Annotated in this window: 22 protein-coding genes and 1 tRNA gene; 13 read left to right on the top strand and 10 right to left on the bottom strand. The window is 40.1% G+C overall.

Annotation, left to right across the window (positions count from 1 at the left end; all coding sequences use genetic code 11):
* Positions 1 to 54: 54 nt before the first annotated feature.
* Together der and era are read right to left on the bottom strand one after the other, a co-directional pair.
* Positions 55 to 1362, bottom strand: coding sequence for a ribosome biogenesis GTPase Der (gene der, locus BM266_RS10870; protein WP_093409474.1), 1308 nt, complete (start codon positions 1360 to 1362; stop codon positions 55 to 57).
* 116 nt (positions 1363 to 1478) lie between these two features.
* Positions 1479 to 2360 carry a GTPase Era gene (era, locus tag BM266_RS10865; protein WP_093409472.1) on the bottom strand — a complete coding sequence of 294 codons (882 nt, stop codon included), beginning with the start codon at positions 2358 to 2360 and terminating at the stop codon, positions 1479 to 1481.
* 154 nt (positions 2361 to 2514) lie between these two features.
* Between era and cfa the strand changes: the two genes are divergently transcribed.
* The 3 genes from cfa to BM266_RS10850 all read left to right on the top strand — a co-directional run bounded on the left by cfa (position 2515) and on the right by BM266_RS10850 (position 6948).
* Positions 2515 to 3687 carry a cyclopropane fatty acyl phospholipid synthase gene (gene cfa / locus BM266_RS10860; protein WP_093409469.1) on the top strand — a complete coding sequence of 391 codons (1173 nt, stop codon included), beginning with the start codon at positions 2515 to 2517 and terminating at the stop codon, positions 3685 to 3687.
* Between the two features lie 244 nt (positions 3688 to 3931).
* Positions 3932 to 5473, top strand: coding sequence for a SulP family inorganic anion transporter (locus BM266_RS10855; protein ID WP_093409466.1), 1542 nt, complete (start codon positions 3932 to 3934; stop codon positions 5471 to 5473).
* Between the two features lie 38 nt (positions 5474 to 5511).
* Positions 5512 to 6948, top strand: coding sequence for a nicotinate-nucleotide adenylyltransferase (locus tag BM266_RS10850; RefSeq protein WP_093409464.1), 1437 nt, complete (start codon positions 5512 to 5514; stop codon positions 6946 to 6948).
* 50 nt (positions 6949 to 6998) lie between these two features.
* Here BM266_RS10850 and BM266_RS10845 read toward each other — a convergent pair whose 3' ends face one another.
* The 4 genes from BM266_RS10845 to BM266_RS10830 all read right to left on the bottom strand — a co-directional run bounded on the left by BM266_RS10845 (position 6999) and on the right by BM266_RS10830 (position 11516).
* On the bottom strand, positions 6999 to 8510 hold the full coding sequence (locus tag BM266_RS10845; RefSeq protein WP_093409461.1) for a carboxypeptidase-like regulatory domain-containing protein: 1512 nt from the start codon (positions 8508 to 8510) through the stop codon (positions 6999 to 7001).
* Positions 8511 to 8577: 67 nt separating this feature from the next.
* Positions 8578 to 8901 (bottom strand): TraR/DksA family transcriptional regulator, encoded by a 324-nt coding sequence (locus BM266_RS10840; RefSeq protein ID WP_093409459.1) that lies wholly within the window; start codon positions 8899 to 8901, stop codon positions 8578 to 8580.
* Between the two features lie 119 nt (positions 8902 to 9020).
* The gene (locus BM266_RS10835) at positions 9021 to 10967 is read right to left on the bottom strand and encodes a M1 family metallopeptidase (RefSeq protein WP_093409456.1); all 1947 of its coding nucleotides are present in this window, start codon (positions 10965 to 10967) and stop codon (positions 9021 to 9023) included.
* An 84-nt stretch (positions 10968 to 11051) separates the two neighbouring features.
* On the bottom strand, positions 11052 to 11516 hold the full coding sequence (locus tag BM266_RS10830) for an RNA methyltransferase (protein ID WP_093409454.1): 465 nt from the start codon (positions 11514 to 11516) through the stop codon (positions 11052 to 11054).
* Positions 11517 to 11673: 157 nt separating this feature from the next.
* Between BM266_RS10830 and BM266_RS10825 the strand changes: the two genes are divergently transcribed.
* The 7 genes from BM266_RS10825 (at position 11674) to BM266_RS10795 (ending at position 19824) form a co-directional block, all read left to right on the top strand.
* Positions 11674 to 12504 carry a universal stress protein gene (locus tag BM266_RS10825; protein WP_093409451.1) on the top strand — a complete coding sequence of 277 codons (831 nt, stop codon included), beginning with the start codon at positions 11674 to 11676 and terminating at the stop codon, positions 12502 to 12504.
* A gap of 129 nt (positions 12505 to 12633) precedes the next feature.
* Positions 12634 to 13254, top strand: a complete 621-nt coding sequence (locus BM266_RS10820) for a diheme cytochrome c-553 (RefSeq protein WP_139220628.1) — start codon at positions 12634 to 12636, stop codon at positions 13252 to 13254.
* Between the two features lie 164 nt (positions 13255 to 13418).
* The gene (locus tag BM266_RS10815; protein ID WP_093409447.1) at positions 13419 to 14096 is read left to right on the top strand and encodes a TetR/AcrR family transcriptional regulator; all 678 of its coding nucleotides are present in this window, start codon (positions 13419 to 13421) and stop codon (positions 14094 to 14096) included.
* Positions 14097 to 14099: 3 nt separating this feature from the next.
* Positions 14100 to 15842, top strand: a complete 1743-nt coding sequence (locus tag BM266_RS10810) for a peptidase domain-containing ABC transporter (RefSeq protein ID WP_245760425.1) — start codon at positions 14100 to 14102, stop codon at positions 15840 to 15842.
* Positions 15835 to 17187: an HlyD family secretion protein gene (locus BM266_RS10805; RefSeq protein WP_093409444.1), complete on the top strand. Its 1353-nt coding sequence runs from the start codon at positions 15835 to 15837 to the stop codon at positions 17185 to 17187. The genes BM266_RS10810 and BM266_RS10805 overlap by 8 nt, the downstream gene beginning before the upstream one ends.
* A 62-nt stretch (positions 17188 to 17249) precedes the next feature.
* Entirely contained in the window at positions 17250 to 18632 is a 1383-nt protein-coding gene (locus BM266_RS10800) for a TolC family protein (protein ID WP_175494793.1), read from the top strand.
* Positions 18633 to 18822: 190 nt separating this feature from the next.
* A complete protein-coding gene (locus tag BM266_RS10795) occupies positions 18823 to 19824 on the top strand; it encodes an alpha/beta hydrolase (protein ID WP_093409439.1) in 1002 nt (333 codons plus the stop codon).
* An 89-nt stretch (positions 19825 to 19913) separates the two neighbouring features.
* Here the strand turns inward: BM266_RS10795 and BM266_RS10790 are convergent, their stop codons facing one another.
* The 4 genes from BM266_RS10790 to BM266_RS10775 all read right to left on the bottom strand — a co-directional run bounded on the left by BM266_RS10790 (position 19914) and on the right by BM266_RS10775 (position 22992).
* Positions 19914 to 20654: a hypothetical protein gene (locus BM266_RS10790; RefSeq protein WP_093409437.1), complete on the bottom strand. Its 741-nt coding sequence runs from the start codon at positions 20652 to 20654 to the stop codon at positions 19914 to 19916.
* Positions 20655 to 20834: 180 nt separating this feature from the next.
* Positions 20835 to 20909: transfer RNA gene (locus BM266_RS10785), tRNA-Val, on the bottom strand.
* Positions 20910 to 21020: 111 nt separating this feature from the next.
* Positions 21021 to 21572 (bottom strand): menaquinone-dependent protoporphyrinogen IX dehydrogenase, encoded by a 552-nt coding sequence (gene hemG / locus BM266_RS10780; protein WP_093409434.1) that lies wholly within the window; start codon positions 21570 to 21572, stop codon positions 21021 to 21023.
* 133 nt (positions 21573 to 21705) lie between these two features.
* Positions 21706 to 22992 (bottom strand): L-lactate MFS transporter, encoded by a 1287-nt coding sequence (locus tag BM266_RS10775; protein ID WP_175494792.1) that lies wholly within the window; start codon positions 22990 to 22992, stop codon positions 21706 to 21708.
* 624 nt (positions 22993 to 23616) lie between these two features.
* On the opposite strand from BM266_RS10775, the gene BM266_RS10770 reads away from it, so the two are divergent.
* From BM266_RS10770 to BM266_RS10760, 3 genes are all read left to right on the top strand, one after another.
* Positions 23617 to 24858 (top strand): site-specific integrase, encoded by a 1242-nt coding sequence (locus tag BM266_RS10770; protein WP_093409626.1) that lies wholly within the window; start codon positions 23617 to 23619, stop codon positions 24856 to 24858.
* Positions 24859 to 25274: 416 nt separating this feature from the next.
* Positions 25275 to 25784, top strand: coding sequence for a hypothetical protein (locus BM266_RS10765; protein WP_139220627.1), 510 nt, complete (start codon positions 25275 to 25277; stop codon positions 25782 to 25784).
* 113 nt (positions 25785 to 25897) lie between these two features.
* The coding region (locus tag BM266_RS10760) for a helix-turn-helix domain-containing protein (RefSeq protein ID WP_139220626.1) at positions 25898 to 26091 on the top strand (194 nt) is incomplete at its 3' end.

Here is a 26091-nt window from a genome sequence, read left to right as displayed (position 1 = left end):
ATCTGACTACATTGGTAGTTAGACCTCCTAAATGTTACATAGGTTAACGCCTTTTTATTTTTTCCTGAAATAAACAGCTACCGGAACACCATTAAAATCAAAGTTCTCACGCAGTTTATTCTCTACGAACCTCTTATAAGGATCGCGCACATACTGCGGCAGGTTACAGAAAAAAGCGAACTGAGGCTGCGGCGTTGGCAATTGTGTACAAAATTTTATCTTAACATATTTACCTTTATAGGCAGGGGGCGGAGTATGTTCCAGGATAGGCAACATGACATCGTTAAGTTCGCGGGTTTTTATCTTTTTACTTCGGTTTTCATAAACCTTTACGGCGGTTTCTATAGCTTTAAAGATACGTTGTTTGGTTAGCACCGAAATAAATACGATCGGCACATCGGTAAAAGGCTCTATTTCTTTTCTTATCATGGCCTCGTATTCCTTCATCGTATTGGTTTCCTTGTCCTCTACCAGGTCCCATTTATTTACGAGGATCACTATTCCTTTACGGTTTCTTTCTGCCAGCCAGAAGATATTCTGTACCTGCCCGTCAAATCCGCGGGTTGCATCCAGCACGATCAAACAAACATCACAGTTCTCTATGGCACGCACCGAGCGCATCACCGAATAAAACTCAAGGTTTTCTTTAACCTTGGATTTTCGCCTGATTCCGGCGGTGTCCACCAGGTTAAATTCAAAACCGAAACGATTATATTTTGTATCCATAGAATCGCGGGTAGTCCCGGCGATATCGGTTACTATGTAGCGTTCTTCCCCGATAAGGGCATTAATAAAGGAAGACTTTCCGGCATTGGGACGTCCCACCACGGCAAAGCGCGGAAGTTCAGACTCCTCATCGGCTTCCTGTTCGGGCAGGGCCTCGATTAAAGCATCCAGCAGATCTCCCGTACCACTACCATTAGTACTGGCAATTGGGAAATATTCTCCCAGTCCCAGGGAATAAAATTCTACGGCGTTCTCAAGGCGTTTATTGTTATCTACCTTGTTTACGGCAAGAAGTATGGGTTTATCAACTTTTCTAAGCAATTTGGCAACATCTTCATCCATTGGAGTTACCCCACTTTCAACATCTACCATAAAAATAATGGCATCGGCTTCGTCTATGGCAAGTTCCACTTGCTTATCGATCTCGGACTCAAAGATATCGTCGCTACCTATTACATAACCACCGGTATCGATGAGTGAAAATTTCCTTCCATTCCAGTCAGATTTCCCGTAATGACGGTCACGGGTCACCCCGCTTACCGAATCAACGATCGCCTCCCGGCGTTGAATGAGTCGGTTGAAAAAGGTTGATTTCCCTACATTTGGCCTTCCCACGATAGCAACAATATTGCTCATAGCTTATTCTTTTATTAAAATGCAAAATTAGTGTAAAAAATCGGGTTTGACTGAAAAGTCTAAACCGCATATTTTTTAGTCTGAAAAACGGCCTTTAGGACAAACTGGGTTCTGATTTAATCGTTATATCCAAAACGTTTAAGCTGTCTCTGGTCGCTGCGCCAGTTTTTGTTAACCTTTACATATAGTTCAAGATGCACCTGTTTCCCGAAGAATTTCTCCAGGTCTTTTCGGGCTTCCACTCCTACCCTTTTCAAGGCCGCACCTTTATGGCCAATGATAATTCCCTTCTGAGTATCACGCTCAACCATTATCACGCTGCGCATCCTGATGATTTTCTCTTCCTCAAAGAATTCCTGGGTATCGATTTCTACGGAATAAGGTATCTCCTTTTTATAATGCATTAAAATTTTCTCGCGAATGATCTCATTTACGAAAAAACGCTCTGGTTTATCGGTAAGCGTGTCCTTTGGGTAAAATGGCGGAGCTTCAGGTAATAGTTCTATAATACGGTTAAAGACCTCGGCAACATTAAAACCTTCCAGAGCAGAGATCGGGAATATTTCAGCATTAGGCACTTTTTCTGTCCATAATGCTACCTGGGATTCCAATTCTTCCTGATTGGATTTATCGATCTTATTCAGCAGTAATAAAACAGGAATTTTAGCCTGGATGATCTGATCGAAAAAAGCTTCATCTTTAAGTTCCTGTTCGCCAATTTCAACCATATAGATCAACACATCGGCATCCTCGAAGGCCGATTTCACAAAACTCATCATCGATTCCTGAAGCTGATAAGCCGGTTTTATTATTCCCGGGGTATCGCTAAGGATCATCTGGAAATCCTCCCCGTTTACGATCCCAAGAATACGGTGTCGGGTGGTTTGTGCTTTGGAGGTGATGATAGAGAGTTTCTCGCCCACAAAAGCATTCATCAGCGTTGATTTTCCCACATTGGGGTTTCCTATAATATTTACAAATCCTGCTTTATGTGCCATTTTACTAGAAATTTCTTTTTGCAAAAATAGCAAGAGTTGTGGCAACCACATCGCAATAAAGTGGTTTAAATTTTAAAATATCCTGAAAATCAGTTAAATTTAAGTTAGTAAACCTCAGTATTTAAGGAGTTTAAACCTCGAAAACATAGTTTATATGGCAAAAACAGACTACAAAACCGCCGTACAAAATTTATTGCAGGAGGCCGGAATAGAGATCAACGGCAAGCAGTCCTGGGACATTTTGGTGAAAAATGAAAATTTTTATCAAGCTGTTTTTAGCCGTGGCTCCCTGGGATTTGGAGAATCCTACATGGAAGGCTGGTGGGAATGCCGGGCATTAGATAAAATGTTTCACCGCCTCTTCAGGGCTAATCTGGAGGAAAAGATCAAATCAAATTTCCGGCTAAAATTACTGTGGCTAAAATCAAAGATTTTCAATCAGCAAACCAAGAGCAAAGCACTTAGATCTGTTGGGAGCCACTATAATATCGGCAATGATCTTTATAAGAAAATGCTGGACCCCCTTATGGTTTACTCCTGTGGTTATTGGAAAGATGCCAAAGACCTGGCAGAAGCCCAGCGCCACAAACTGGAACTCATTTGCCAAAAACTTAAATTAAAAAAAGGACAAACATTACTGGATATTGGTTGTGGCTGGGGAGGTTTTGCCAAATATGCCGCTGAAAATTACGGCGTAACAGTTACCGGAATCACGATCTCTGAAGAACAACAAAAACTAGCTACTGAGCGTTGCCAGGGATTACCGGTAGAGATTAGATTTCAGGATTACCGGGATGTGGATGAAAAATATGACCGCATAGTTTCTATAGGAATGCTGGAGCATGTAGGGCATAAAAATTTTGAAAGTTTTATGCAGGTAATTAAAAGAGCTTTAAAAACAGACGGCATCAGCCTGGTGCATTTTATCGGCGGGAATTTCACAAAATACCATACCGATCCCTGGATCAACAAATACATTTTTCCGCAGGGTTTAATTCCTTCAGTCAGACAGATAGGACAGGCAATGGAGCGCAAACTCATTCTTGAAGATTGGCATAATTTCGGTTTATACTACGACCACACCCTTATGGCCTGGATGGAAAACTTTAAACAAGCCTGGCCGGAGCTAAAACCAGATTACAGCGATATTTTTTACAGGATGTGGGAATTTTACCTGAATTCCAGTGCGGCAGCTTTCCGGGCAAAAAAATTAAATTTATGGCAGCTGGTACTCACCCATCCTCATTCTTCAGAAATATATCAATCTTTACGCCCGGAAACATTTTCAGCTTCCCCGAAGGTTTTCAGCAATGAACGTTTAAATTGAATTATTGTCGATCTCGCATTTTAACCCACTATAAATTAAGAGTATAACAAAAAGCAGAAGTTAATCGGGCCGGAGCTTTTCTGTTAAAAATAATTAACTAATTTTGCCGGCTCTTATGACACACGGAAGAAACATACAATCATCTCCGATTACTCCGCCCTAAACAGGTCTTAGCTTCCCCATTTTGCAATTATTCTGCGAGAAAAAACTTTCGCCAATCACTATATACTAAATTTCTATTCTGATGAAAAAGATTTTCAACCTTTTTGATTTTTCACAAAAAGTAGATTACAAAACAGAAGTCCTGGCCGGATTAACCGTTGCCCTGGCTTTAATTCCCGAAGCGGTTGCTTTTGCGCTTATCGCTGGCTTATCACCCCTTACCGGTTTATATGCGGCTTTTGTAATGGGCCTTATCACTTCAATCTTTGGGGGACGCCCCGGTATGATTTCCGGAGCAACCGGCGCCGTAGCTGTGGTTATTGTAGCCCTGTCTATTTCTCATGGTCCCGAATATGTTTTCGCTACGGTAATTTTGGCCGGTTTGATCCAGATTCTGGCAGGAGTACTGCGTCTCGGTAAGCTTATCAGGCTGGTACCGCATTCGGTAATCTTCGGATTTGTTAATGGTTTGGCAATTATTATTTTCATGTCTCAGCTCGACCAGTTTAAAACGCCCAATGCGGCCGGCGAACTGGAATGGATGACCGGTGCCCCACTTTACACCTACCTAGGTCTTGTGATTACCGCTATTTTGATCATCTGGCTATTACCAAAATTAACCAAAGTAGTACCGGCCACCCTGGTAGCTATCCTGGTGGTATTTGGTATAGTTGCTGCCATGGGCATAGACACCAAGACCGTAGGAGATATCGCCTCAATTAAAGGTGGGTTTCCTCCATTCCACATCCCGATGGTTCCCTTCACTTTAGACAGCATCATGTTAATATTTCCTTACGCCGCAATTATGGCGGGAGTAGGTTTGATAGAGAGTTTACTTACCCTTAATATTATCGACGAGATTACTGAAACCCGTGGTAGTGGTAATAAGGAATGTGTAGCACAGGGCGGGGCCAACATTCTATCCGGTTTCTTTTCCGGAATGGGAGGTTGTGCCATGCTAGGACAAAGTCTTATTAACGTATCATCAGGCGCACGAGCCCGGTTATCAGGGATTGTTGCGGCGGTGAGCTTGCTTATCTTTATTATGTTTGGTTCAAGTGTGATTGAACTTCTGCCGATGGCAGCGCTTACCGGACTTATGATTATGGTTGCCGTGGGTACTTTTGAATGGGCCAGCTTAAGAACTTTCAGAAGAATGCCAAAATCTGATATTCTGGTAATGGTACTGGTTACCGGAGTAACTGTTGTGCTCCACAATCTGGCATTGGCGGTATTAATCGGGGTTATTATTTCAGCACTTGTTTTTGCCTGGGATAACGCCAAACGAATTAGAGCCAGAAAAAGAGTAGACGAAGAAGGTGTTAAACATTACGAGATCTACGGGCCTCTTTTCTTCGGATCGGTGCAGGCGTTTAACGATAAATTTGATGTTTTAAATGACCCCGAACATGTGGTTATTGACTTTTCAGAAAGCCGTATCGTAGATATGAGTGGGATTGAAGCGGTTAACAAACTAACCGAAAGATACCACAAACAAGGTAAGAAACTTCATTTAAGACACTTAAGCAGTGACTGCCGGGCACTTTTAAATAAAGCCGATGCCATTATTGAAGTTAACATTCTTGAAGATCCAACCTATAAAGTAGTAGCAGATAAGATTTAAGTTTAGTAAATTTATGGGGCAACTATAAATCTAAGGATATGTCTGTAATTGATGAGGGAGACCTGGAATTTGAGAACATTACTTCAATAGAGAATAAGACCCTAAGAATAAATCTAAACAAGAATATCTATGGCACCTTTGCTGAAATTGGCGCTGGCCAGGAAACTGTGCGAAACTTTTTCCGGGCCGGGAGTCCCTCCGGTACTATTGCCAAAACCATTAGCGCCTACGATAAGGATTTTAGTGACGCGATATATGGTTTGGAATCAACTGGAAGATATGTAACCGAATCCAGGTTGAAGAGCATGCTTGATTATGAAAGCAAGCTCATAGAAGAACGCATATCCCGGGAAAAACATCCGGACAAATTATTCTTCAGTTACGCTAATACAGTGGCTACCATTGACTGGGCAAAAAAATATAAGGGTCACGGATGGCTTGGAATAAATTTCCAAACAAAACCCAGGGAGGAATACAGCAGTATAATCCTGCATGTCCAGTTTCACGAAAACAGCGCGGTTCACCAGCAAATAAGTCTGGGAATCCTGGGTGTAAATCTAATTTACGGTGCTTTTTATCAATATGATGATCCCAAGGAATTGCTCAAGCATCTTTTTGATCACCTTTCTAATGACAAGATAGAGATAGATGCCGTAAATTTTACAGGACCTGTCTTTAAAGAGGTTGACAACCGCCTGATGAGCCTCCAACTTATTAAGAATGGTATTACCGAGGCCGTAATGTTCAACCCTGAAGGAAATAATATTCTCCCGGCGAATGTCTTGTATAAGAAGAATATTCTAACCCTGCGCGGAAGTTTCCGTCCGGTGACCAATGTGAATATGAACATGTACGAGAAAGCGCTGGAATTATTCAGAAAAGAAAAGAGAGTAGATCCGGAAAAAACCGTAGTTATTTTCGAAATAACGCTTTCCAACTTGAAGTCTGAAGGAGAAATAGACGAAAAAGATTTCCTTGACCGTGCCGACCTGCTCTGCAGTCTTGGACACTTTGTCATGATCTCCAATTTCCAGGAATATTACAAGGTAGTAGAATATTTCTCCCAGCACACCAAGGAACAGATGGGGCTTTCTATGGGTGTTAACACCCTGATCGACATTTTTGACGAGAAATACTACCGGCATTTAAGCGGGGGAATTCTGGAAGCCTTTGGAAAACTCTTCTTTAAAAACCTGAAGATCTATCTCTATCCGCTTAAAAATCAGGAAACCGGGGAGATCGTCACCAGCAAAAATCTGAAAGTGCATCCTCGTATCAAGGAGCTATATAAGTTCTTCCTGGATAACAACCGGGTGGTAGACATCACAGACTATGAGCCAAAAGTTTTGGACATCCATTCCCGAGAGGTGCATCAAATGATAGTAGATGGCGAAGAAGGATGGGAAAAAATGATTCCAGAGAAAACCGCCAAAATGATCAAGGAGAAAAATCTTTTCAGAGATAAGGAGTCTTAAAACCTGGAAATATTTTATAAAAAATCCCGGCAGGAAATTGCCGGGATTTTTTACTGTAGAGACTGTTCCAGAGCTGTAAAAGCTTTTATGGCAGCATTGGGTTCAATAATATCATAGCCATCCCAGAACCCGGCATTATAGGTTTTGAAGGTTTCATACTCAAAATTGCTTGTTGGTTTTAGTCCCTCAAAATCTTTAGCTGTTAATGGCCGGTTCTCATAGACCAGCATCTGGTATTTTCTTAGCTGGCCCGAATGTATCTTTATATCCAGATCAAGTTCATTTTGCTTTCTTCGGCCGGCCACAAATTTATTTTTTTCAATTACCTTAAGTGGGCGCTCTATTCCAAAGCTTTCTCCTTGTTCCTGTTCTATATATTTTGGTTGATATTTTCCGGTTTCATCCTTAGAGAAAATCATCATGCCCCGGTAAACATCCTCCAGCGTGCTAATTCCGAAAAGGCGGAATTTCTTTAAGGGCTTTACATTCTCATATTCCAACCGGTAGACACCATAATCTACCGTATTCACGTATATTTTTCCTTTAAAATCGGCACCGCGTTTAGGTTCGAAAGAAATTATATAAACCACGGCATCTTCCATTTGAGCATATCCCTCGAGCTTAAAATTATATTTCCTGGATTTTTCGAAAAAGTCTAATGTTATATCCTCTTTCCAGAATATATTCTGGAGCAGCCTTTCTATTCTGGAGTCAGCGAAAGTTCCCAGGTCCTTCTGTTTCTGAAAGCGTGCCTTTTGTAATTCATCTGCGCTTTTCTCACTATCCGGTTTTTCCTCTTTCATATCCTCAGCAAACTCTTCGGCATCTACTTTCACCCCTACTATCCCCGATTTGATCTTGAGAAACGAATTGCTTTTTATGTTTTGCTGAAAAATATTTTCCAATTTACCGCTCAATTCCTTAAGATCAGCCAGATTCTGTGGGTTATGAAGATTTGCAGCCTTAATCAGCTGAATTTTCTGAGTATCGTAATTCCCGTAAAAATCGCCTAAAACCTCTTTATAAGAATCTGTTACTCTGGGAATACTGGAGGTGATCTTATTCATCAATTCCTGGTTAAGCTCAGGTATAGTGCTTTCTTCAACTTTAAGATCAAATTGCCGGATCTTATTGATCTGGGATTCCCTGAAAAAGAATCTTTTTTGGGTCAGGTTAAGATTATAATTATTACTGATATTGCTTTTCACCCGCTCCATGATCTCTTCACCCGAAAGGTTTTTATTGCTAAGAAAAACATCACTCAGTTTTATACTCTGTGGTTTTAAAAAAATTACCGAGTCCTTAAAATGGAGTGCCACAGTTTCAAAAGCTTCATAGCCCAGGGAAGAAATTTTAATTGTATCAGTTTCTTCCAGCTTAGCGGTAAAAGCAAACTTGCCTTCCTCATTTGTGATCACTCCTTTATGAGCGGCATATTGCACGGTAGCAAAGGGAATAGCTTCCCGAGACTTTTCATCCAGAACCCGCGCGGTATATTGCTGTGCGATTACTGTTGAAACCGGGGCAATGATCAAAATTGCTAAAACAAATAATAAACGCATAGGTTCTTTCTTATAGAAGACGAAAACAGCAAGGTATTGTTACACCAATTGCTAAACAGAATACGATTTATGCAGCGCAATTCACACAAAGCAGACTTTCCGGCCTTATCATAAGCCTTCCAACCGGAATTGGTTTTTTGCATTTCACACATATTCCAAAATCCTTACTCCCGGCCTTCTCCAGGACCCTGTTAAGATCTTTAAGCTTTTGTTCTACCTGACGTAAAGCCGATTCATTTACGCTTTTATTATTTATAGCATCCATCCGGGAAACACGCCCAATAGCGTTTTCCGGAGAGATTGGTTTGGTGAGTTCCCTGTATTTGATAATCCGGGCTTCGGTTTTAGCGATCTCTTCCTTAATCTTATTTATTAATTCTGAATTATCCATTTTGGTGAATTTTCAGTTTAAATATCGGGAATTACAGATTAATTTCCGAAGTAATAATTTTAAAATAAAAAAGGCTGCCCCAAACACAGGGCAGCCTTATAGCAAAATTTATTTACTCTTTAATTCCTATAAAATGGCTGTGGCCAGGCATCATTAGAGAAATTGACGTCCGGTAACAATTTGTCGGGATCAAGTTCAATACTTTTCACAGTTTTATCGGTTCTGTGAAGGTAATTCCAGGTATCCCCGCGCTGCCAGATTTCTACCGGAAGCTTTATTTCTTCTGAAGAATTATCTTCGTAGGTTATTACCATCAAAACCGGCATTGGTATCTCTCCCCGATTAGCCAGGCTCACCACATAATTCCCCTGATATTCCTGAACGCCGGTTAGAGCGATATCTATATTTCCGGTGCCGTAGAACCAGCCTTTAAAGAACCAGGACAAATTCTCCCCGGCTACATTTTCCATATGGTTAAAGAAATCGGCGGGTTGTGGGTGTTTGTAGGCCCAGGTCTCAATGTAGGATTTGAAAGCATTGTCAAAACGCTCTTCACCAAGAATGTATTCGCGCATCAGCAGTAAACCTATCGCCGGCTTGTAGTATGCCGTCATACCAAGATTTCTCAGGTTGGTAACATCGGGATAAGTGTCTATGCCTTCTCTTTGTTCACTATTAAACCAGCCGGTCATATTCCTGGTCTGGTTTAATCTCGAAGGGTATTCCCCATCATTGAATTCCAGAGTACTGTAATGGTTTATAAAAGTATTGAAACCTTCATCCATCCACGCGTAGCGTCTCTCGTTAGAACCAACGATCATCGGGAACCAGTTATGCCCGAATTCGTGATCGGTTACCCCCCACAGGGATGCTCCTTCGCTTTGCCAGCTACAGAAATTTAGTCCCGGATATTCCATTCCGCCAATATGTGCGGCCACATTTACTGCGCCTCCGTAAGGATATTCAAACCATCTTTCAGAATAATATTCTATCGAAGCTTTTGAATATTCAGTAGAACGGGACCAGGCTCCTTCCCCATCGCTTTCTTTAGGATAAGCCGACTGTGCCAAAGCTTTCTTTCCGTCAGACAAATTGATTCTTGCTGCATCCCAGATAAAGGCTTTAGAAGACCCAAAAGCCACATCGCGGGCGTTTTCAATCTTATAATGCCAGGTAAGCGTACCTTCCTGTTTTGCTCTTAAAGACATATCGTTCACCTCTTCAGGCTTAATCAGGTAAACCGTAGAATCGCTTTTCGCGGCGTGATCCCATCTGTCTTTCACGGTTGAAGAAAGCACTTGTCGCGGGTTTTGTAAGGTACCCGAACCTACCACTATATGGCTGGCCGGGGCGGTGATTTTATAATCGTAGTCTCCATAGTCGAGGTAAAACTCTCCCGCACCAAGGTAAGGCTCTATATTCCAACCTTCCACATCATCTAATACTGCTGCCCTTGGAAACCACTGTGCCAGGGCGTAAATCGTCCCGTCTTCCACATCAAGGCGGCCCATCCGGTCCATGCCTTCAACAGGAATTTTGTATTTAAAGTTCATAGAAACCGTAGCTTTTCCTCCTTTTGCCGGGATTGGCTCTTCAAAGAAAACCTGCATCCTGGTATCGTTGATTAAGTATTCATTCGAGCTACTTCTTCTCACCTTCGCTTCCAGATTGGAGATGGTATAGCCACCATCGGTATCGCCATTATAACGATTTCCCTGGATAGGAGTGGTTAAAGTTCCGCGGGAATCTTCGGTGAAACGGTTTTGCTCCAGGTGCATCCAGATAAAATCCAGAGGCTCGGGGCTGTTATTGGTATAGGTAAGCGTAATCTTACCGGTAATGGTGTGTTCCTGGTCGTCAAGGGTAGCTTCTATATCATAATCGGCTTCATTTTGCCAGTAATCGGGGCCAGGTTTCCCGGTAGCCGACCTGTAGCGGTTACCGCTACGATCCATAAATTCATCAAAATCGGCCTGGTTGTTTTCCACAACCTCCTGGGCCGTAGCCGTAATACCGAACATTCCAGCAACAGCAAAAGACAACATCAGTCTTGAAAAGATCTTCATTATTTTTAGTTTAGTTTTAAATCCCTGCTAATTTAATGAAAGCTCTAAAATTTCCAATTTTAACTTAAGAAAAGACTTCAAGGATCAGGTAGAAAATTCGGTTTTCATTCCGCGGTCATACATCACGATGCTGCCTGCCACAGAAACATTCAGGCTAAGCCTGGATTTGAATTTCACTAAATGATGAGCTCTTTCAACGGCCTGATTGGAAAGTCCGTGGTCTTCGGCTCCAAGCAGATAAACGCAGCGGCGCGGATGCTTAAAATTTTCCAGTGACACGGCATTATCGACCAATTCTACGCCCACCAACATAGCACCTTTGGGCAAATGTGCATAAAAATTTTCAAAAGTCTCATAATGGAAATAAGGCATAGCCCCTACGGCCTTATGGGTATCGCAGGCCTGTTTTTCATAACGGTTTCCGATAGTGAAAATAAAACTCGCACCCATATTTTGAGCAGACCGCCAAAGCACGCCGAGATTTTCGGGGGTCTTACCATTCTGAATCCCTATTCCAAAAAAGCCTTGTTCCAGATTATCTGTTTCCATAAGAATGCAAAAATACCGTTTTTAGTATATCGTCAAAAATGAAATCTGCAAGAAGGTGGTCCAGGATCTAAAAATGATTTAAATCATTTTAAAAAGCCAATCCAGGCCTTAACTTTATCTATGTTCACCGTTTGGTTTAATTTAAAAATTTCTGTTTATGAAACGTGTTCTTATACCCACCGACTTTTCCGATTGTGCCAATCATGCTTCCAATATTGGTTTAGAACTTGCCAAAAAGCTTAATGCTGAAGTTAGTTTTTTACATCTTATCAATACTCCGGTAGACTGGGTTAAGCTTTCGCTTGAAAAGGAAGCACTTTACCCTGAAACCAAGACGGCTATCGGGGATGCCAAGGACGCTTTGTTAAAGCTCGAACGTCGAGCCGAAAAACTTGGTGTAGAAGCAAATTCCCTGCTTCTATTCAACCAGGGGGTCGAGGAGATCCAGAATTATATCAGCAAAGAAAAATACAGTCTCGTGGTTATGGGGACACACGGCGAAAAAGGAATGGAAAAACTTATGGGCAGCAATACTCAACGGGTTTTAAAACACTCTCCGGTTCCTGTACTTTCCGTAAAACAATCAGACAGGCCTGCTCCCCTGAGAAAAATAGGCATTGCTTCCGACTTCCAGGAAGATTCGAAAAAGAGTTTTTTAGACATTCTGGAACTGATAAAAAGGTTTGGTCTGGAAATAGATGTAGTATACGTTAACACTCCTTATACCTTTATGGAAAGCAACCAGATAGAAAAAGCAATGGACGCATTCCTGAGCGAACAAACCAATGTAAAAGAAAAACGCTTCGTTTATAACGCCAAAAATGAAGAGCGCGGCATCGGCATGTATATCGCTTCAGAAAATCCCGATATGCTTGCCACCATAACCCATCAACATTCCAATTTAGGCAAAATATTCAATCCAGGAGTTACAGAAAATATAATCAATCACTTCGATCTTCCGGTACTAAGCATTAATTTAAAAAAGTGAGATTAAACAAAAATTAAAGGTTTTACCTTATTTATTCTTTAGGTTATTTTATTGAAACTTTGGGTTTCCCCAAAGTACCAGGCTTCCTATTTTGATTTTGAACAGTTTAACTAACCAAAATTCAATATTATGAAGTCAATTTTCAAAAGCTTTCTTATCTTCTCTGCATACTTCCTGTTTAGTTGCTTTATGAGCTGCAAGGAGGCTGAAGCAAAAAAAGATTACCAGCCCGCTTCTGAATCAACTAAAAAAGATACGATAAACAAGAAAGACCTGGTAAAACGCGGGGAATACCTCGTTAACGCTATAGGATGCCAGGACTGCCACAGTCCAAAACGTATGGGAGAACGGGGTCCGGAATACATTAAAGAACTGGCGTTTTCCGGCTACCAGGCCACCAATGATCTACCCCCAATAAGCCAGGACGCCCTAGAAAAAGGCTGGATGCTTATGAACCCCGATCTTACTGCGGCAGTTGGTCCATGGGGAGTTTCCTTTGCGGCAAATCTCACCTCTGATGATACCGGAATAGGAACCTGGAGTTTTGAGCAGTTTAAGCGCTCTCTAACCGAAGGAAAACTAAAAGGCCAGCCAAACGGCCGAATGTTATTACCCCCAATGCCCTGGGAAAATTTCAAAAATCTTAAAGAAGAAGATCTACGTGCTATGTATGAATATTTCCTGAGCACTGAGCCGGTGAATAATCCTGTACCTATGCCAATTCCGCCTCAAAAATTAACCAGTTTATAAAAGCAATTATACAAGGCAAAATAGCTTCTAAAACCCCTGTATCTGCTCTGGTACAAGGGTTTATTTTATTACAAAGCTGAACTTTTCAAATTTAGCATCAGTTTAACAATAGTTCAACTTGCGTATATAATAGATTTACTATTATTTTTGCGCAAATTTATATTATGAAAAATTTCCTTTCTAACATTTCCATTCAGGTTAACCCTCACAGTTATCTGAAGGATCCGGAATCCAGTCCCCTTGGCAAGCGAATTATAGCCGGAAGCATAGACTTGATCGAGGAGATTGGTTTCGAGAATTTCACCTTTCAAAAACTGGCAAAAACCATTAAATCTACAGAAGCCTCGGTTTACAGGTATTTTGAAAGTAAACATAAGCTGTTGCGATACCTAACCATATGGTATTGGGGTTGGTTGGAGTATCATTTTATTTTTAAAACAGCCAATATCGATTCACCGGAAGAGAAACTCAAAAGAGCAATTCTTCTGCTTACAAAACCCCTTGATGAAGACAGTAGCTTCTCCCATATTAACGAGATAAAGCTTCAGAATATCATAATTTCAGAATCCTCAAAAGTTTTTTTAACCAAAGAGGTCGATCAGGAAAACAAAGCTGGGGTGTATGCCGGTTATAAAAAGCTGGTCGGCCGGGTGAGCGATATTATCCTGGAAATTAACCCACAATACAAATATCCCCACATGTTGGTTTCAACCATTATTGAAGGGGCTCATAACCAGCACTTTTTTGCAGACCACTTGCCGGGGCTAACTAATAAATTTAAAGGAAAGGATACAATCACCGAATTTTATAAGGAAATGGTGTTCCGTACAATCCAGGAATAACAGATGAGCAAAGACGACATGACAAATATCGAAAAACCAAGCCCATTAAAGAGACTTCTACGGTTATTAAAACCAGACCAGTCAGAAATTATCAATATCTATATTTATTCAATTTTTAACGGGCTTGTTTATTTATCTGTACCCTTGGGAATACAAGCAATTGTTAACCTCATCATTGGTGGAGAGATCACCACCTCTTGGATATTGCTCATTATTTTTGTAGTAATGGGTGTAGCAGCTACAGGAATTTTGCGCCTCTTTCAATTCAGAATTACTGAAAACCTTCAGCAAAAAATATTTACAAAAGCAGCTTTTGAATTTTCCTATCGCCTTCCGAAGGTTAGAATGGAAGCTCTTTATAAGCATTATGTTCCTGAATTAATGAACCGGTTTTTCGATGTTATGACGGTCCAAAAAGGACTACCAAAATTGCTTATCGACTTTTCTGTGGCGGTCTTACAGGTGGTTTTTGGACTAATACTATTATCGCTCTACCATCCCTTATTTATCATTTTCAGTGTACTCCTGGTATTTTTGCTTTATATCATTTTTCATTTTACCGTAAAAAAGGGCCTTTCCACCAGTTTAGAGGAATCCAAATACAAGTATAAAGTAGCACACTGGCTGGAAGAGATAGGACGCAACAACACTTCCTTCAAACTGGCGGGAGATACCGAGCTACCTCTGGAAAGGACAAATACAAACGTGGATTCCTATCTAAAATCCAGGGAGAGCCATTTTAAACTCCTGATGCGGCAATATTCCTTTATGGTAGTTTTTAAAGTGATTGTAGCAGCAAGTTTGTTAATCCTGGGTGGATTCCTTGTGATGGAACAAACCATCAATATCGGGCAATTCGTTGCGGCCGAGATCATTATTCTTTTAGTAATGGAATCGGTAGAGAAACTAATTGTAAGCCTGGAAACAATTTATGACGTGCTCACAGGCCTGGAAAAAATCGGGGAGGTAACCGACCTAAAACTGGAAAGGTCTGAAGGAATAAGCCTAAAAGATGAAATGACTTCACCGGGAATGAAAATAAGAGCTGAAGGCCTTAGCTTTAAATATCCTGGGAGTGACACCAATATTCTGGAGAGTATTTCCTTCGCAGTAAAAAGGAAGGAAAAATTCCTGATCGCCGGTAAAAACAATTCAGGAAAAGCAACTTTACTTAAGCTTATTGCAGGCTTATATGAAGTAAAAGAAGGGGTGGTTTCCTACAACGGAATTTCCCTCACCAATTTAAATATTAACGATATGAGATCGGTGATAGGAGAATGTTTTGCACAGGGAACCCTGTTTGAAGGCACAGTTTTGCAAAACATCACTATGGGAAGAAAAAATATTCCTTTTGAAAATGTAAAATGGGCGGTGAATCACCTAAAGCTAAAAAGTTTTATCAGGAACCTTCCAAATGGCTACGATACTTTTGTAGAACCACAGGGATATAAATTCTCCCGTAGTATAATCACCAAACTTCTAATTGCCAGAAGCATTGTAAGCAAGCCCAATTTATTGCTGATTGAAGATATTCTTGATAATCTGGATCGACAGGAACGAATTGAGATCATGGATTTCCTAACTTCTGAAGAACAGGACTGGACCTTGATAGCTGTTTCTTCTGAAGCACATTTTGCGAAACGCTGTGATCAAATTGCCATTGTTTCGAAAGGAAGAATTACCAAAACCGGCACCTATGAGGAACTGAAATTATCAGAAGAATTTAAAAACGCGGAAGATGCTTAATATTTCATCAAATAAAATAACCGATAAGGTGAACCATACTTCCTATAGCAGCCTTAAAAAGGTGGAAAGCCGGAAATCGGGAAAATGGGTAAAACGCCTCATTACAATCTTTTTCCTGCTCATTTTCATAAGCATGTTTCTTCCCTGGACCCAAAACATCAGAAGCAAAGGAGAGGTAACCGCGCTTCAGCCGGAACACCGCCCGCAAAGCATTCAATCGATCATCGCAGGAAGAATAGAAAAATGGTTCGTAATGGAAGGCGATTACGTTGAAAAAGGAGATACCATAATGTTTGTTTCCGAAATAAAAGACGAATATTTTGACCCTGATCTTTTGGAAAGAACCCGGGCACAGCTTAACGCTAAAGAAATGGCAGTTGGTTCATACAGGGAAAAAGTAAAAGCCCTGGACAACAGGATCGAGGCTCTTCTGGAAACCAATCAGTTAAAATTACAGCAGGCGAGAAATAAAGCTCAACAGGCACGACTGAAGGTGGAAAGCGATAGCATGGATTACCAGGCCGCTATAATCAATTATGAAATTGCTCAAGAACAACATGACCGAATTTTAGATTTGTATGAAGAAGGTTTAAAATCCCTTACCGACCTTGAAAATCGCAGACTTAGCATGCGGAAGGAAGAAGCAGAAATGATTTCTGCCCAAAACAAATTGCTCACCAGCCAAAATGAAGTGATCAATGCTGAAGTAGAACTGAGTTCTATCCAGGCACAGTATCGGGATGCCGTTGCAAAAGCTGAATCTGATAAATACACCACCCTTAGCGGCCTGTATGAATCGGAAGCGGAAATCACCAAACTGGAGAATCAATACACCAATTACTCTGTGAGACAGGGAATGTATTATATCACGGCCCCAATTAACGGGTATATTACCCAAGCCATCCAGTCTGGGATTGGGGAAACCTTAAAAGAAGGCGACCAAATTGTGAGCATTATGCCTGCCGATTATGAATTGGCTGTTGAAATGTATGTGCGCCCCCTTGACCTGCCGCTGCTGCAGAAAGGCCAGGATGTGCGTATTCAGTTTGATGGATGGCCGGCTATTGTTTTTTCGGGTTGGCCTGAACAAAGTTATGGTACATATGGGGGAGAGATCTTTGCCATAGACAGGTTTATCACCAGAAACGGAAAGTACCGGGTTCTGGTCGCTCCCGATCCTGAAGAACCGGAATGGCCTGAAGTCTTGCGTTTGGGCGCAGGGACTTCAAATATGGTGTTGCTTAAAGATGTGCCTGTTTGGTATGAGCTGTGGAGAAATATTAACGGCTTCCCACCCGATTTTTATGCTCCTGCAAAAGATGAAAATAATACAGAAAAGAAGTAGACAAAACACTTTCTGCTAATCATGAAATGAGGATGAGTTTTTTAAAAAATATATTTCTGTTAATGCTGATATTTTCACAGGTTGGTCCATCGTGGGCACAGGAATTTGAGACTAAAAAAATTCTCACTTTTGAGGAATATATCGATCTGGTAAAAGCAAATCATCCCGTAGCCCGCCAGGCGGAGAATCAGCTGGAGATTGGCGATGCCGATGTTCAGCAAGCAAGAGGTGCTTTTGATCCTAAGATCTTTAATAATACCAAACAGAAGAATTTTAAAGGCACCAAATATTACAGCATAATTGAAAGCGGATTAAAGATCCCAACCTGGTTTGGGATCGAACTGCAGGGTGGTTACGACCTCAATGAAGGTGCTTACCTCAACCCACAGAATGTAACTCCTGCAGACGGCCTCTGGTATGGCGGGATTTCGGTTTCACTGGGAGAAGGGCTATTTATCGATGAAAGACGGGCCGAACTCAGGAAAGCACAGTTATTTCGGAAAATGACCGAAATGGAACGCGAGCTAATGCTTAGCGAACTCATCTATGAAGCGGGCAAGGCTTACTGGAAATGGTTTGAAAGTTATTCGGTGATGCAGACTTATGAGGAAGCCATCGAGATCGCTGAAGAGCGCTATGAAGGTGTTCGCCGAAGCAGCCTGGCGGGAGAGGTTGCGGCGATAGACACCACCGAAGCAAGAATACAGGTACAGAACAACCGCATAGGCTTTAATGAAGCCAGGCTGGAGTTTGAAAATGCTTCAGAACTGATTTCGGTTTATCTCTGGCTGGAGGGCGTTACTCCGCTGGAAATTGCCGAGGGCACGATCCCGGCCTACCAGGAAGCTACAGGAGTGCCTATTGATGAACAATTTCTCGGTGAAACTGAAGCGCTTATCGAGCAACACCCCAAGTTGCGCCGAAGCGGTTTTAAAGTAGACCAGCTGGAAATAGACCGCCGCTGGAGCAGGGAACAATTAAAGCCCGAGCTCAACTTAAAATACAATATATTAACCGAAAGCATAGACGAGATTCCAAGCGCCGAATATTCCATGAACAACTACAATTTTGGGCTTGAATTTGAAATGCCGCTTTTTTTAAGAAAAGAACGTGGAAAATTAAAGCTCGCGAATCTAAAGATTGCCGATGCCCGGCTGGACCTGGAAAATTATCGGGCTAACCTGAAATATAAAGCCAAGGCCGCCTTAAACGAATGGAAAACCAGTAACGAACAGTTAAATATCTACAGGGAAACAGTAGAAAACACAAGGAGACTTCTGGAAGGAGAAAGACGTATGTTCATGGCCGGGGAAAGTTCACTTTTTATGGTGAATTCCAGGCAGATGAGCTATATAAACGCTCAGATTAAATTCTTTGAATATATTTCTAAAAACCGGATCGCCCGCTTAAAAACTTTTTACCGGTTTGGATTGATCGGGGAATGAAAGGGAACCTGGATTAAAATGGATCATTTTCCGGAAAAAGCTAACTAATGATCGTTGGCACCAGCTTTAAGATGGTAATTAGCCACCTTGTTATTTGCTAAAACTATGTTTAAATAGCCGGGGCAAAGAAGTTAGCTCTTATTAAAAGTGTAATTTAGGAGTCTCAAATATTCAGCTGGATTTAGTACCGATGCAAAAAAGATACTGGTTACTTTTAGTTTTTCTTCTGGTTGTGGTTGTAACCTACTTTTCCGGCCCAAAACCTATCAATCCAGTTTATACATCAAAACTACCAGAAATACCTTCTTCTAATTTAAAAGTTCTGAAAGATCACATTAAAAAGACAGAGGCTAAACACGCTCTTAGAGAAGATAATCAGGCTAGAATCAAGTGGCAAGATGAATCACCGCAAATAACCGAATACAGTATTGTGTATCTGCACGGATTCGCAGGGAGTTATCGGGATGGCTATCCCGTGAACGTAAATATTGCAGATAGCCTGAATGCTAATATTTATCTTGCACGTTGGGCAGGACATGGCTTGAAACCTGAGGTGGCACTCCAAGATTTTACGCCCGAAACCGCATGGAATTCCGCAAAAGAGGCATTGGTAATAGGGAAGAGGATTGGGAAAAAGGTAATTATTATGAGCACTTCTACAGGAGGCACCCTGGCTTTAAAACTGGCTGCAGAATACCCCGACAAGGTTCACGCCCTTATTAACCTGGCACCCAATACTAAAGATGACCAAACCGGCTCGTTTATTTTAAATTCTCCCTGGGGTTACGAACTTGCTCATCTGATTTCGTTTGGGGAACATAAAATAATTGAGCACGAACAGGAAATCGCAGAGAAATACTGGGATACCATTTACCCCTCTAAGGCCCTGGTAGATCTACAAATATTAGTGGGGTCTACAATGAAGCCGGAAACTTTTTCTGAGGTGAACTGCCCGGTTCTGACGCTTTATTACAAAGAGAATTACTTCCAGAAAGACGCTCATGTAGAGGTGAGCTCTTATCCTAAAGTTCACGAAGCCTTTTCAACAGCAGATTCTTTAAAAAAACTTGTTGCGCTTAGCACTCCTAAGACACACTTTATTGGGAGCGATATTAAATCCAAGGACATTAAAAGCGTGGAAAAAGAAATCATGATTTTTCTAAAAGAGGATTTAAATATTTCTATTCCTTAAATATAGCCCGCTTTTAACTTCTTTTTCATTTCAAAAAAGGGATTATTAAGCGTTCATTGGAAATTATTATTAACCGATATTTAGTGACGCTATTTAAATTTATTAACCAGACTTTCTTCTTTACTTAAGATTTTATAAACTTGATATGCAAATTCCGATAAATGTTTTTGAACCTTATCAAGTTGCTTATAGTCTAGTTTAATTAATAGAGTTTCATCTTCTAATTTTTCATAATCAAACAAGTATTCAAAGGTTGCAAAATGATCAGCAGACTTTTTGATTTTTTTAATTTTTATTCTACAACTGGAATGTACAATCGCGTGTCTAGACTCTGAAACCGTGCTCCAGAATTGTTTGAAATGAAGATTTTTATTATTCGTTTTAGAAGATTTTATAAAATTTTCCCCGCAAGCCTTTTTCACCAATTTAAACAAGTTGTCACCGCCTTGAATTTCCTCCCTTTCAATTGGAGATATATGTATTAAAAAGTTTTGGTATACGCAATCTTTTAAAAAGGTTTCTAGAGCCTCAAATGATTGAGCAAATGCTAAACAACATTCTCTTGAGACAATTTTATCTACTTCTTTGGCATAATTTTCTTTCTCTGTTTTTATAGAAACTCCAGTGTGGAAATTTAATTCCCATCCGTTATCAGTGTTGCCAGTCCAATCGCTAATAATCAGTGAGGAACCGGAAAAAAAACTGGCTTCTTCTTTTGTATATTTCTCGACATCCTTTCTTAGGACAGAATTTATACGATTGCTTGAATGTCGGAGCTCAACAATCTTCTGAAATAGCTGAATTAAAGGGTTTTCGTATGGATTTTTCATTTAAGATTTTGCACATAACTAAATACATTCACAAATATATCCTTTTATAAATATATGTTTCGGGACAACAACATCTTAATTATTCAGTAAATTTTCAATAAAGTAAATTTTTAATCCCACCCCTGAAACCTAAAAAAGCCCCACAAACACAATGTTTGTAGAGCTTTAGGTTGCTTTTTGTGGGTGATACTGGGTTCGAACCAGTGACCCCTACCTTGTCGAGGTAGTGCTCTGAACCAACTGAGCTAATCACCCTTTTTTATTCAGCAGTAAAAGTAAGATTTAAAATCTTTTTAGCAGCACTTTTTTACAATGGTGCTTTTGAAAAATATTTCTTCTGTACTAAAACTTTAATGGCAGCATACATTATTTCCGGCTGGAGTCTCTATAAAGCTCCCTGAAGACCAGCTCGCCAAAGTCTCTTACTCTTTTCCAGTCCGTGTATTCTATGGTAGTATCAGTCCTTGTGGGGCCTTGGGTGAGTTTCATAATGAGTTTTATCATGATCCTGTCCAGCAAGGAATAGGCCCGGTAATCGAGTTTACCCGCGAACACAGCCAGCATATCGGGATTCCAGTTAACATCTTTTAAAAATTTGATCAGGTAGGGATTGGTTTCGGGGGAATTCTTGTCGCTTTTGCGGGCCACCAGGTTAACGGAGAAGAAGGCGGTGCTAATCCGGCTAAGGCTTTCTTTATTATTTAAAACAAATTGCCGCACCTTGAGATTGTGCTTTCCGTAGCGTATTCCTGCACCTATGACCAGGAGATCAAAATCAGTCACCTCCTCTTCAAAATCCTCGATGGAGTATAATTTTACTGCTATTTGCTGCCGGTGTAACTGTTGCAGCAAGGCTTGAGAAATCTTTCTAGTCTGCCCATCCACACTGGAATAAATGATACCAAGTTTTTTTTCCATTGGACTCTGACTTTGAGTGAATAAAAATATACAACTCCTGAAACAAGCACCTCTTATTTCTACCAAACAGGAGGGATTGACATGTTTAATTTACTTAACCTCTCAGAAATACTTTTGCGACCAGATTTTTATGTTATACCAATTCAGGTTCCTGTTCTCCAACAAGATCTTCTTTCTTATTCTGAGATGCTCTTTTCAATCTTTTAATTTCTCTCTGAGTCAGCAAAGACAGGCCAAAAGCAATTACCAGGAGTCCGGCGAAAAAATAAAGGGTTCCATTATAGCTGTTGGTAACGCTGCGTGACCAGGCGGCGAACAAAGGTCCGGCCATTCCGGCGGCAGCCCAGGCGGTAAGCATATAACCGTGGATCGCCCCAAGCTGTTTGGTTCCAAAAACATCGCCTATGTAGGCCGGGATGGTGGCAAACCCTCCCCCATAGCAGGACATGATAATGAAGATGACTGCCTGGAAAAGCAATGCATTGGTAATTCCGGGAAGCGTGAAAAAGGCAATAATCTGGATAGCGAAAAAGACAGTATACATTGCAGGTCGGCCTATTTTATCAGAAAAAGTAGCCCAGCCGATCCGTCCTACTCCGTTGAACAATCCCATGATACCTACCATAGTGGCTGCTGAAATCACCGTAAGTCCGGCATATTCCTGGGCCATTGGAGATGCTACAGAAATGATAGCGATTCCGCAGGAGATATTTATAAAAAGCATCAGCCATAGATACCAAAAGCGTCTGGTCTTTACAGCCTGGTTTGCTGTTAGTTGTGACAAATCGCCTATGATCTTTTTCTTTCCAGAAGCTATTGTAGCCTTAAAACCTGCCGGCAACCAGTTTTTGGGTGGAGGAGCCAGGTAAAGAGACGAAACGAATATGATAATAAAATAGGCTGAGCCCATAATGAAGAAGGTATTGGCTATGCCTACGGCAGAGATAAGATAGACAATGATGGGGCTACTGATGAGCGCCGCGAATCCGAAGCCCATAATGGCAAGGCCTGTAGCCAGTCCGCGGCGATCAGGAAACCATTTTATAAGGGTAGATACCGGGGTAATATAACCCAGGCCTAAACCTATTCCTCCGAAGATCCCATAAAAAAGGTAAAGCAGATAGATTGACTCCAGGTAAACGGCGAGTCCGGATCCTGCGATTCCTATTCCGAAAAAGATAGCTGCAAGTATTCCTGATTTTCGTGGTCCTTTCTTTTCCAAGAAGTGCCCTAAAAAGGCAGCAGAGATGCCCAGGAAAAATATCGCAAGGCTAAAGGTAAACTGAGTATCACTAAGTTCCCATCCAAACTGCTCGATTAAAGGTTTTGTGTAAACACTCCAGGCATAAACCGAGCCTATAGAAATATGAATCCCTACAGCAGAGGCAGCGATCAACCAACGGTTTTTTTCTTTTCTCATGATTTCTTTATTAGAGGTTTACTTTTTCTGATTTTGGTTAATGAGCCTAAATCTATGAACAAAATAACAGCAGAAAAAGAGATAGAAATATGAGGATGGTCAGGTTAGGTGAAGCAAGTTGTAATAGTTATTACCTATAAGGTCTTCAGCACGAAAGAAATTTTAGTTCCTATTTCCCCTTTGATATCAAAGGCTAATAAAAGCTCAATTCAGTTAACTTTTTGATGAAAGCAGAAATTTAATCTTAGAATAAAGCAGCCCATGTGGAACAATACTTCTTCGTCTTAGAATTTTACATATTTTGCCTTATGCCCAACAATTGTTCTTGATCCCTTGATCCACAATTAGGTTTGATTCAATGTGTTACCCACATAAAAAAAGCCGACTCCAAAAGTCGGCTTTTCTCTTTCTGTGCGGGCGGAGAGACTCGAACTCTCACACCTCGCGGCACTAGATCCTAAGTTCCTTTAGAGGGGATATCAAATAAAAACAAATAATGTTATTTGATTGATAATCAGAATATTTACATATTTTACAGATACATATAATATCATTTAAATTCAGTAAATGTGTTACCTATGTGTTACCCAGAATAATTATCTTAGTATTCTTAAACTAAGAATTATGGCTCATATTAAAGTAATATTACACCCGAAAAAGATTGATGAAAATGAAAAAATTTTCCGGCTTGCCATAAGAGTAACTTCATTTCGGAAACGCAGCTATTATCATTTAGGTTATAACCTCGATCCAGACGATTGGGATGAGCAAGCTGAGAAAGTAAAAAAGTCCCACCCTAAATATCAACATTTAAATCGTCTAATTCGTAAAAAGTATGATCAGATAGATGATATTATTTATGAGGCAGAACGCAATAAGAGGCAGTTATCAGCAAAGCAAATTATGGATAAAATAAAGCAATCCAGGAAAACTATTTCTTTCTTTGACTTTGCTGATGAACATGTTGCTGATTTAGAAAGATCAAAAAAATTTAATCGTGCTATTTCAGACCGATCTAAAGCAAAAATCATCAAAGATTTCACTAAAGGACGTGACATCCTCTTTCAGGAAATTGATGAGAACTTCCTAAAACGTTTTAAAGTTTACCTTATAAATGAAAAAAAAAATTCAGAAAGGACTGTTATGAACTCCTATGTGTTTATAAGGTTATTATATAACCGTGCAATCAGAAAAGGGATAATTGACCGAAATTTTTATCCTTTTGGAAGGGATAAAATACTTATTAAATATCCGGATTCATTAAAAATTGGTTTAACTGAGCAGGAAATTCTAAAAATTGAACAAGTAAGTTTAAAGAAGCATTCTTCGTTATGGCATTCAAGAAACATTTTTTTATTCTCCTTCTATTTAGCAGGAATTAGAATCACCGATCTTCTTCATCTAAGATGGAACGATATCATAGAGGATCGATTATTTTATAGAATGAAGAAAAATTCCAAACTTGATTCATTAAAATTACCAGGAAAAGCAATTGAAATTCTGGATTTTTACCGGAATGATAAAAAGTCGCATTCAGATTTTATTTTTCCCGAATTGAAAAAAGTCGGAGATGTAGAAACCAAAGAAAAATATAGTTTAATAAAGGGAGCTATAAAAAAACATAATTCAAATCTAAAGGATATTGCAAAACTTGCAGGAATTAATAAGAAAATAACCAATCACATTGCGAGACATTCCTTTGGCAATATTGCCGGAGATAAAGTTTCTCCTCAAATGTTACAAAAGCTATATCGACATAGTAGTCTTCAGACCACAATTGGATACCAAAGGAATTTCATTCATAAAAGTTCAGATGAGGCTTTGCACGAAATTTTAAAATTTTCCAATAGTGACGTGGGGAATTGATTCAAAATTACATTGACATTTAATTCGCATATAAGGAAGCTCAAAATACCCTAAATTAGGCTATGGATTTCTTCGAAAACATAAAAAAAATAATATTCTCAAATATCCAACACTCTCATTAGGCTCAAGTATAAGATCTATCAAAGAAACTTATACTTTCTTTTCGTTATCTTTAAGTAGAGAATAGCAAGCTTTATAATATGTTTTTGGAACGGTTCGCAGTTTTTACTCTTCGGTTAAGGGCAAAACTCCTGGATTTTTATAACTACCTGCTTAGGGAAACAGATTCCCAACTTGGGCAAATCTTTTTTACGTGTTGTCTTATCTTATTGACCGGACTTCTTTTTTATATCTGGATCACCCCTTATTCTCTGTGGTTTAAGTTCAGTTTTACTGTTATTTACCTGCTATCCGCTTTGTTCTGTATTTCAGCAATTTATTTTATTCTCACCAGAAAGAGAATTAGGAAAAGGTCTGATACTCTGGAAGTATATACCGTAAATAATCCTGAAATAGCAAAAATTAAGCAGTTAAACCTGAAGCCTATCCCACTAACACTTGGTCAAACCAATGCTGTCTTTAAAGCGTTCTCCAGGAAATATCTCACCGGCGATTACCAAACCTTCCAATCTTTAATTTTAATGGAACCCGTGCCAGCGAGGAGTCGATTAAAATGGCAAGATCTATCTCCTAAAAGACCAAAGCAAGTAAACCGACAAACATTATTAGAATTTTTAAGCCATTTATTAATCGGTTTTGAAAACCTGGATAATCATCAAATGATTCTGTTTGTTGAGCATTATTTCATTCTTAAAAACACCGCAGGAACCGAGCAACACTTATCCAGCAAGAATATTTCCGACTGGCGAAATAACAAATCCTCTTATCTTAAAGAAATCTCCAGTATTTTCAAAGCCATCTTATAGGTAATTACCACTTGGTTACCTGTTACCATATTGATTTACAAGGATTTTAATTAGTCATTTGTTTCTATAACCAGAAGACAACTGCAGTGTTGTTTTTGTAAATAATAGAACCTATGAGTAAATTAGAATTAGAAGATCGATTGCTGCGCATTGAACAAATGCTCGGTGCAACCAAGGAAGTACTAACATTTGATGAAGCCTGCCTGTATTCTGGGATTTCCAGAAGCTATATGTACAAGCTCACCTCTAAGGAACTAATTCCCCATTCTAAACCCAGGGGGAAGTTTATCTATTTTGAGAGGAGTAA

Origin of the sequence: Salegentibacter flavus, assembly GCF_900115145.1 — a bacterium.
Lineage (GTDB): Bacteria > Bacteroidota > Bacteroidia > Flavobacteriales > Flavobacteriaceae > Salegentibacter > Salegentibacter flavus.
Note: the sequence above shows the minus strand (reverse complement) of the source record. Positions and strands in the feature narration are given on the sequence as shown.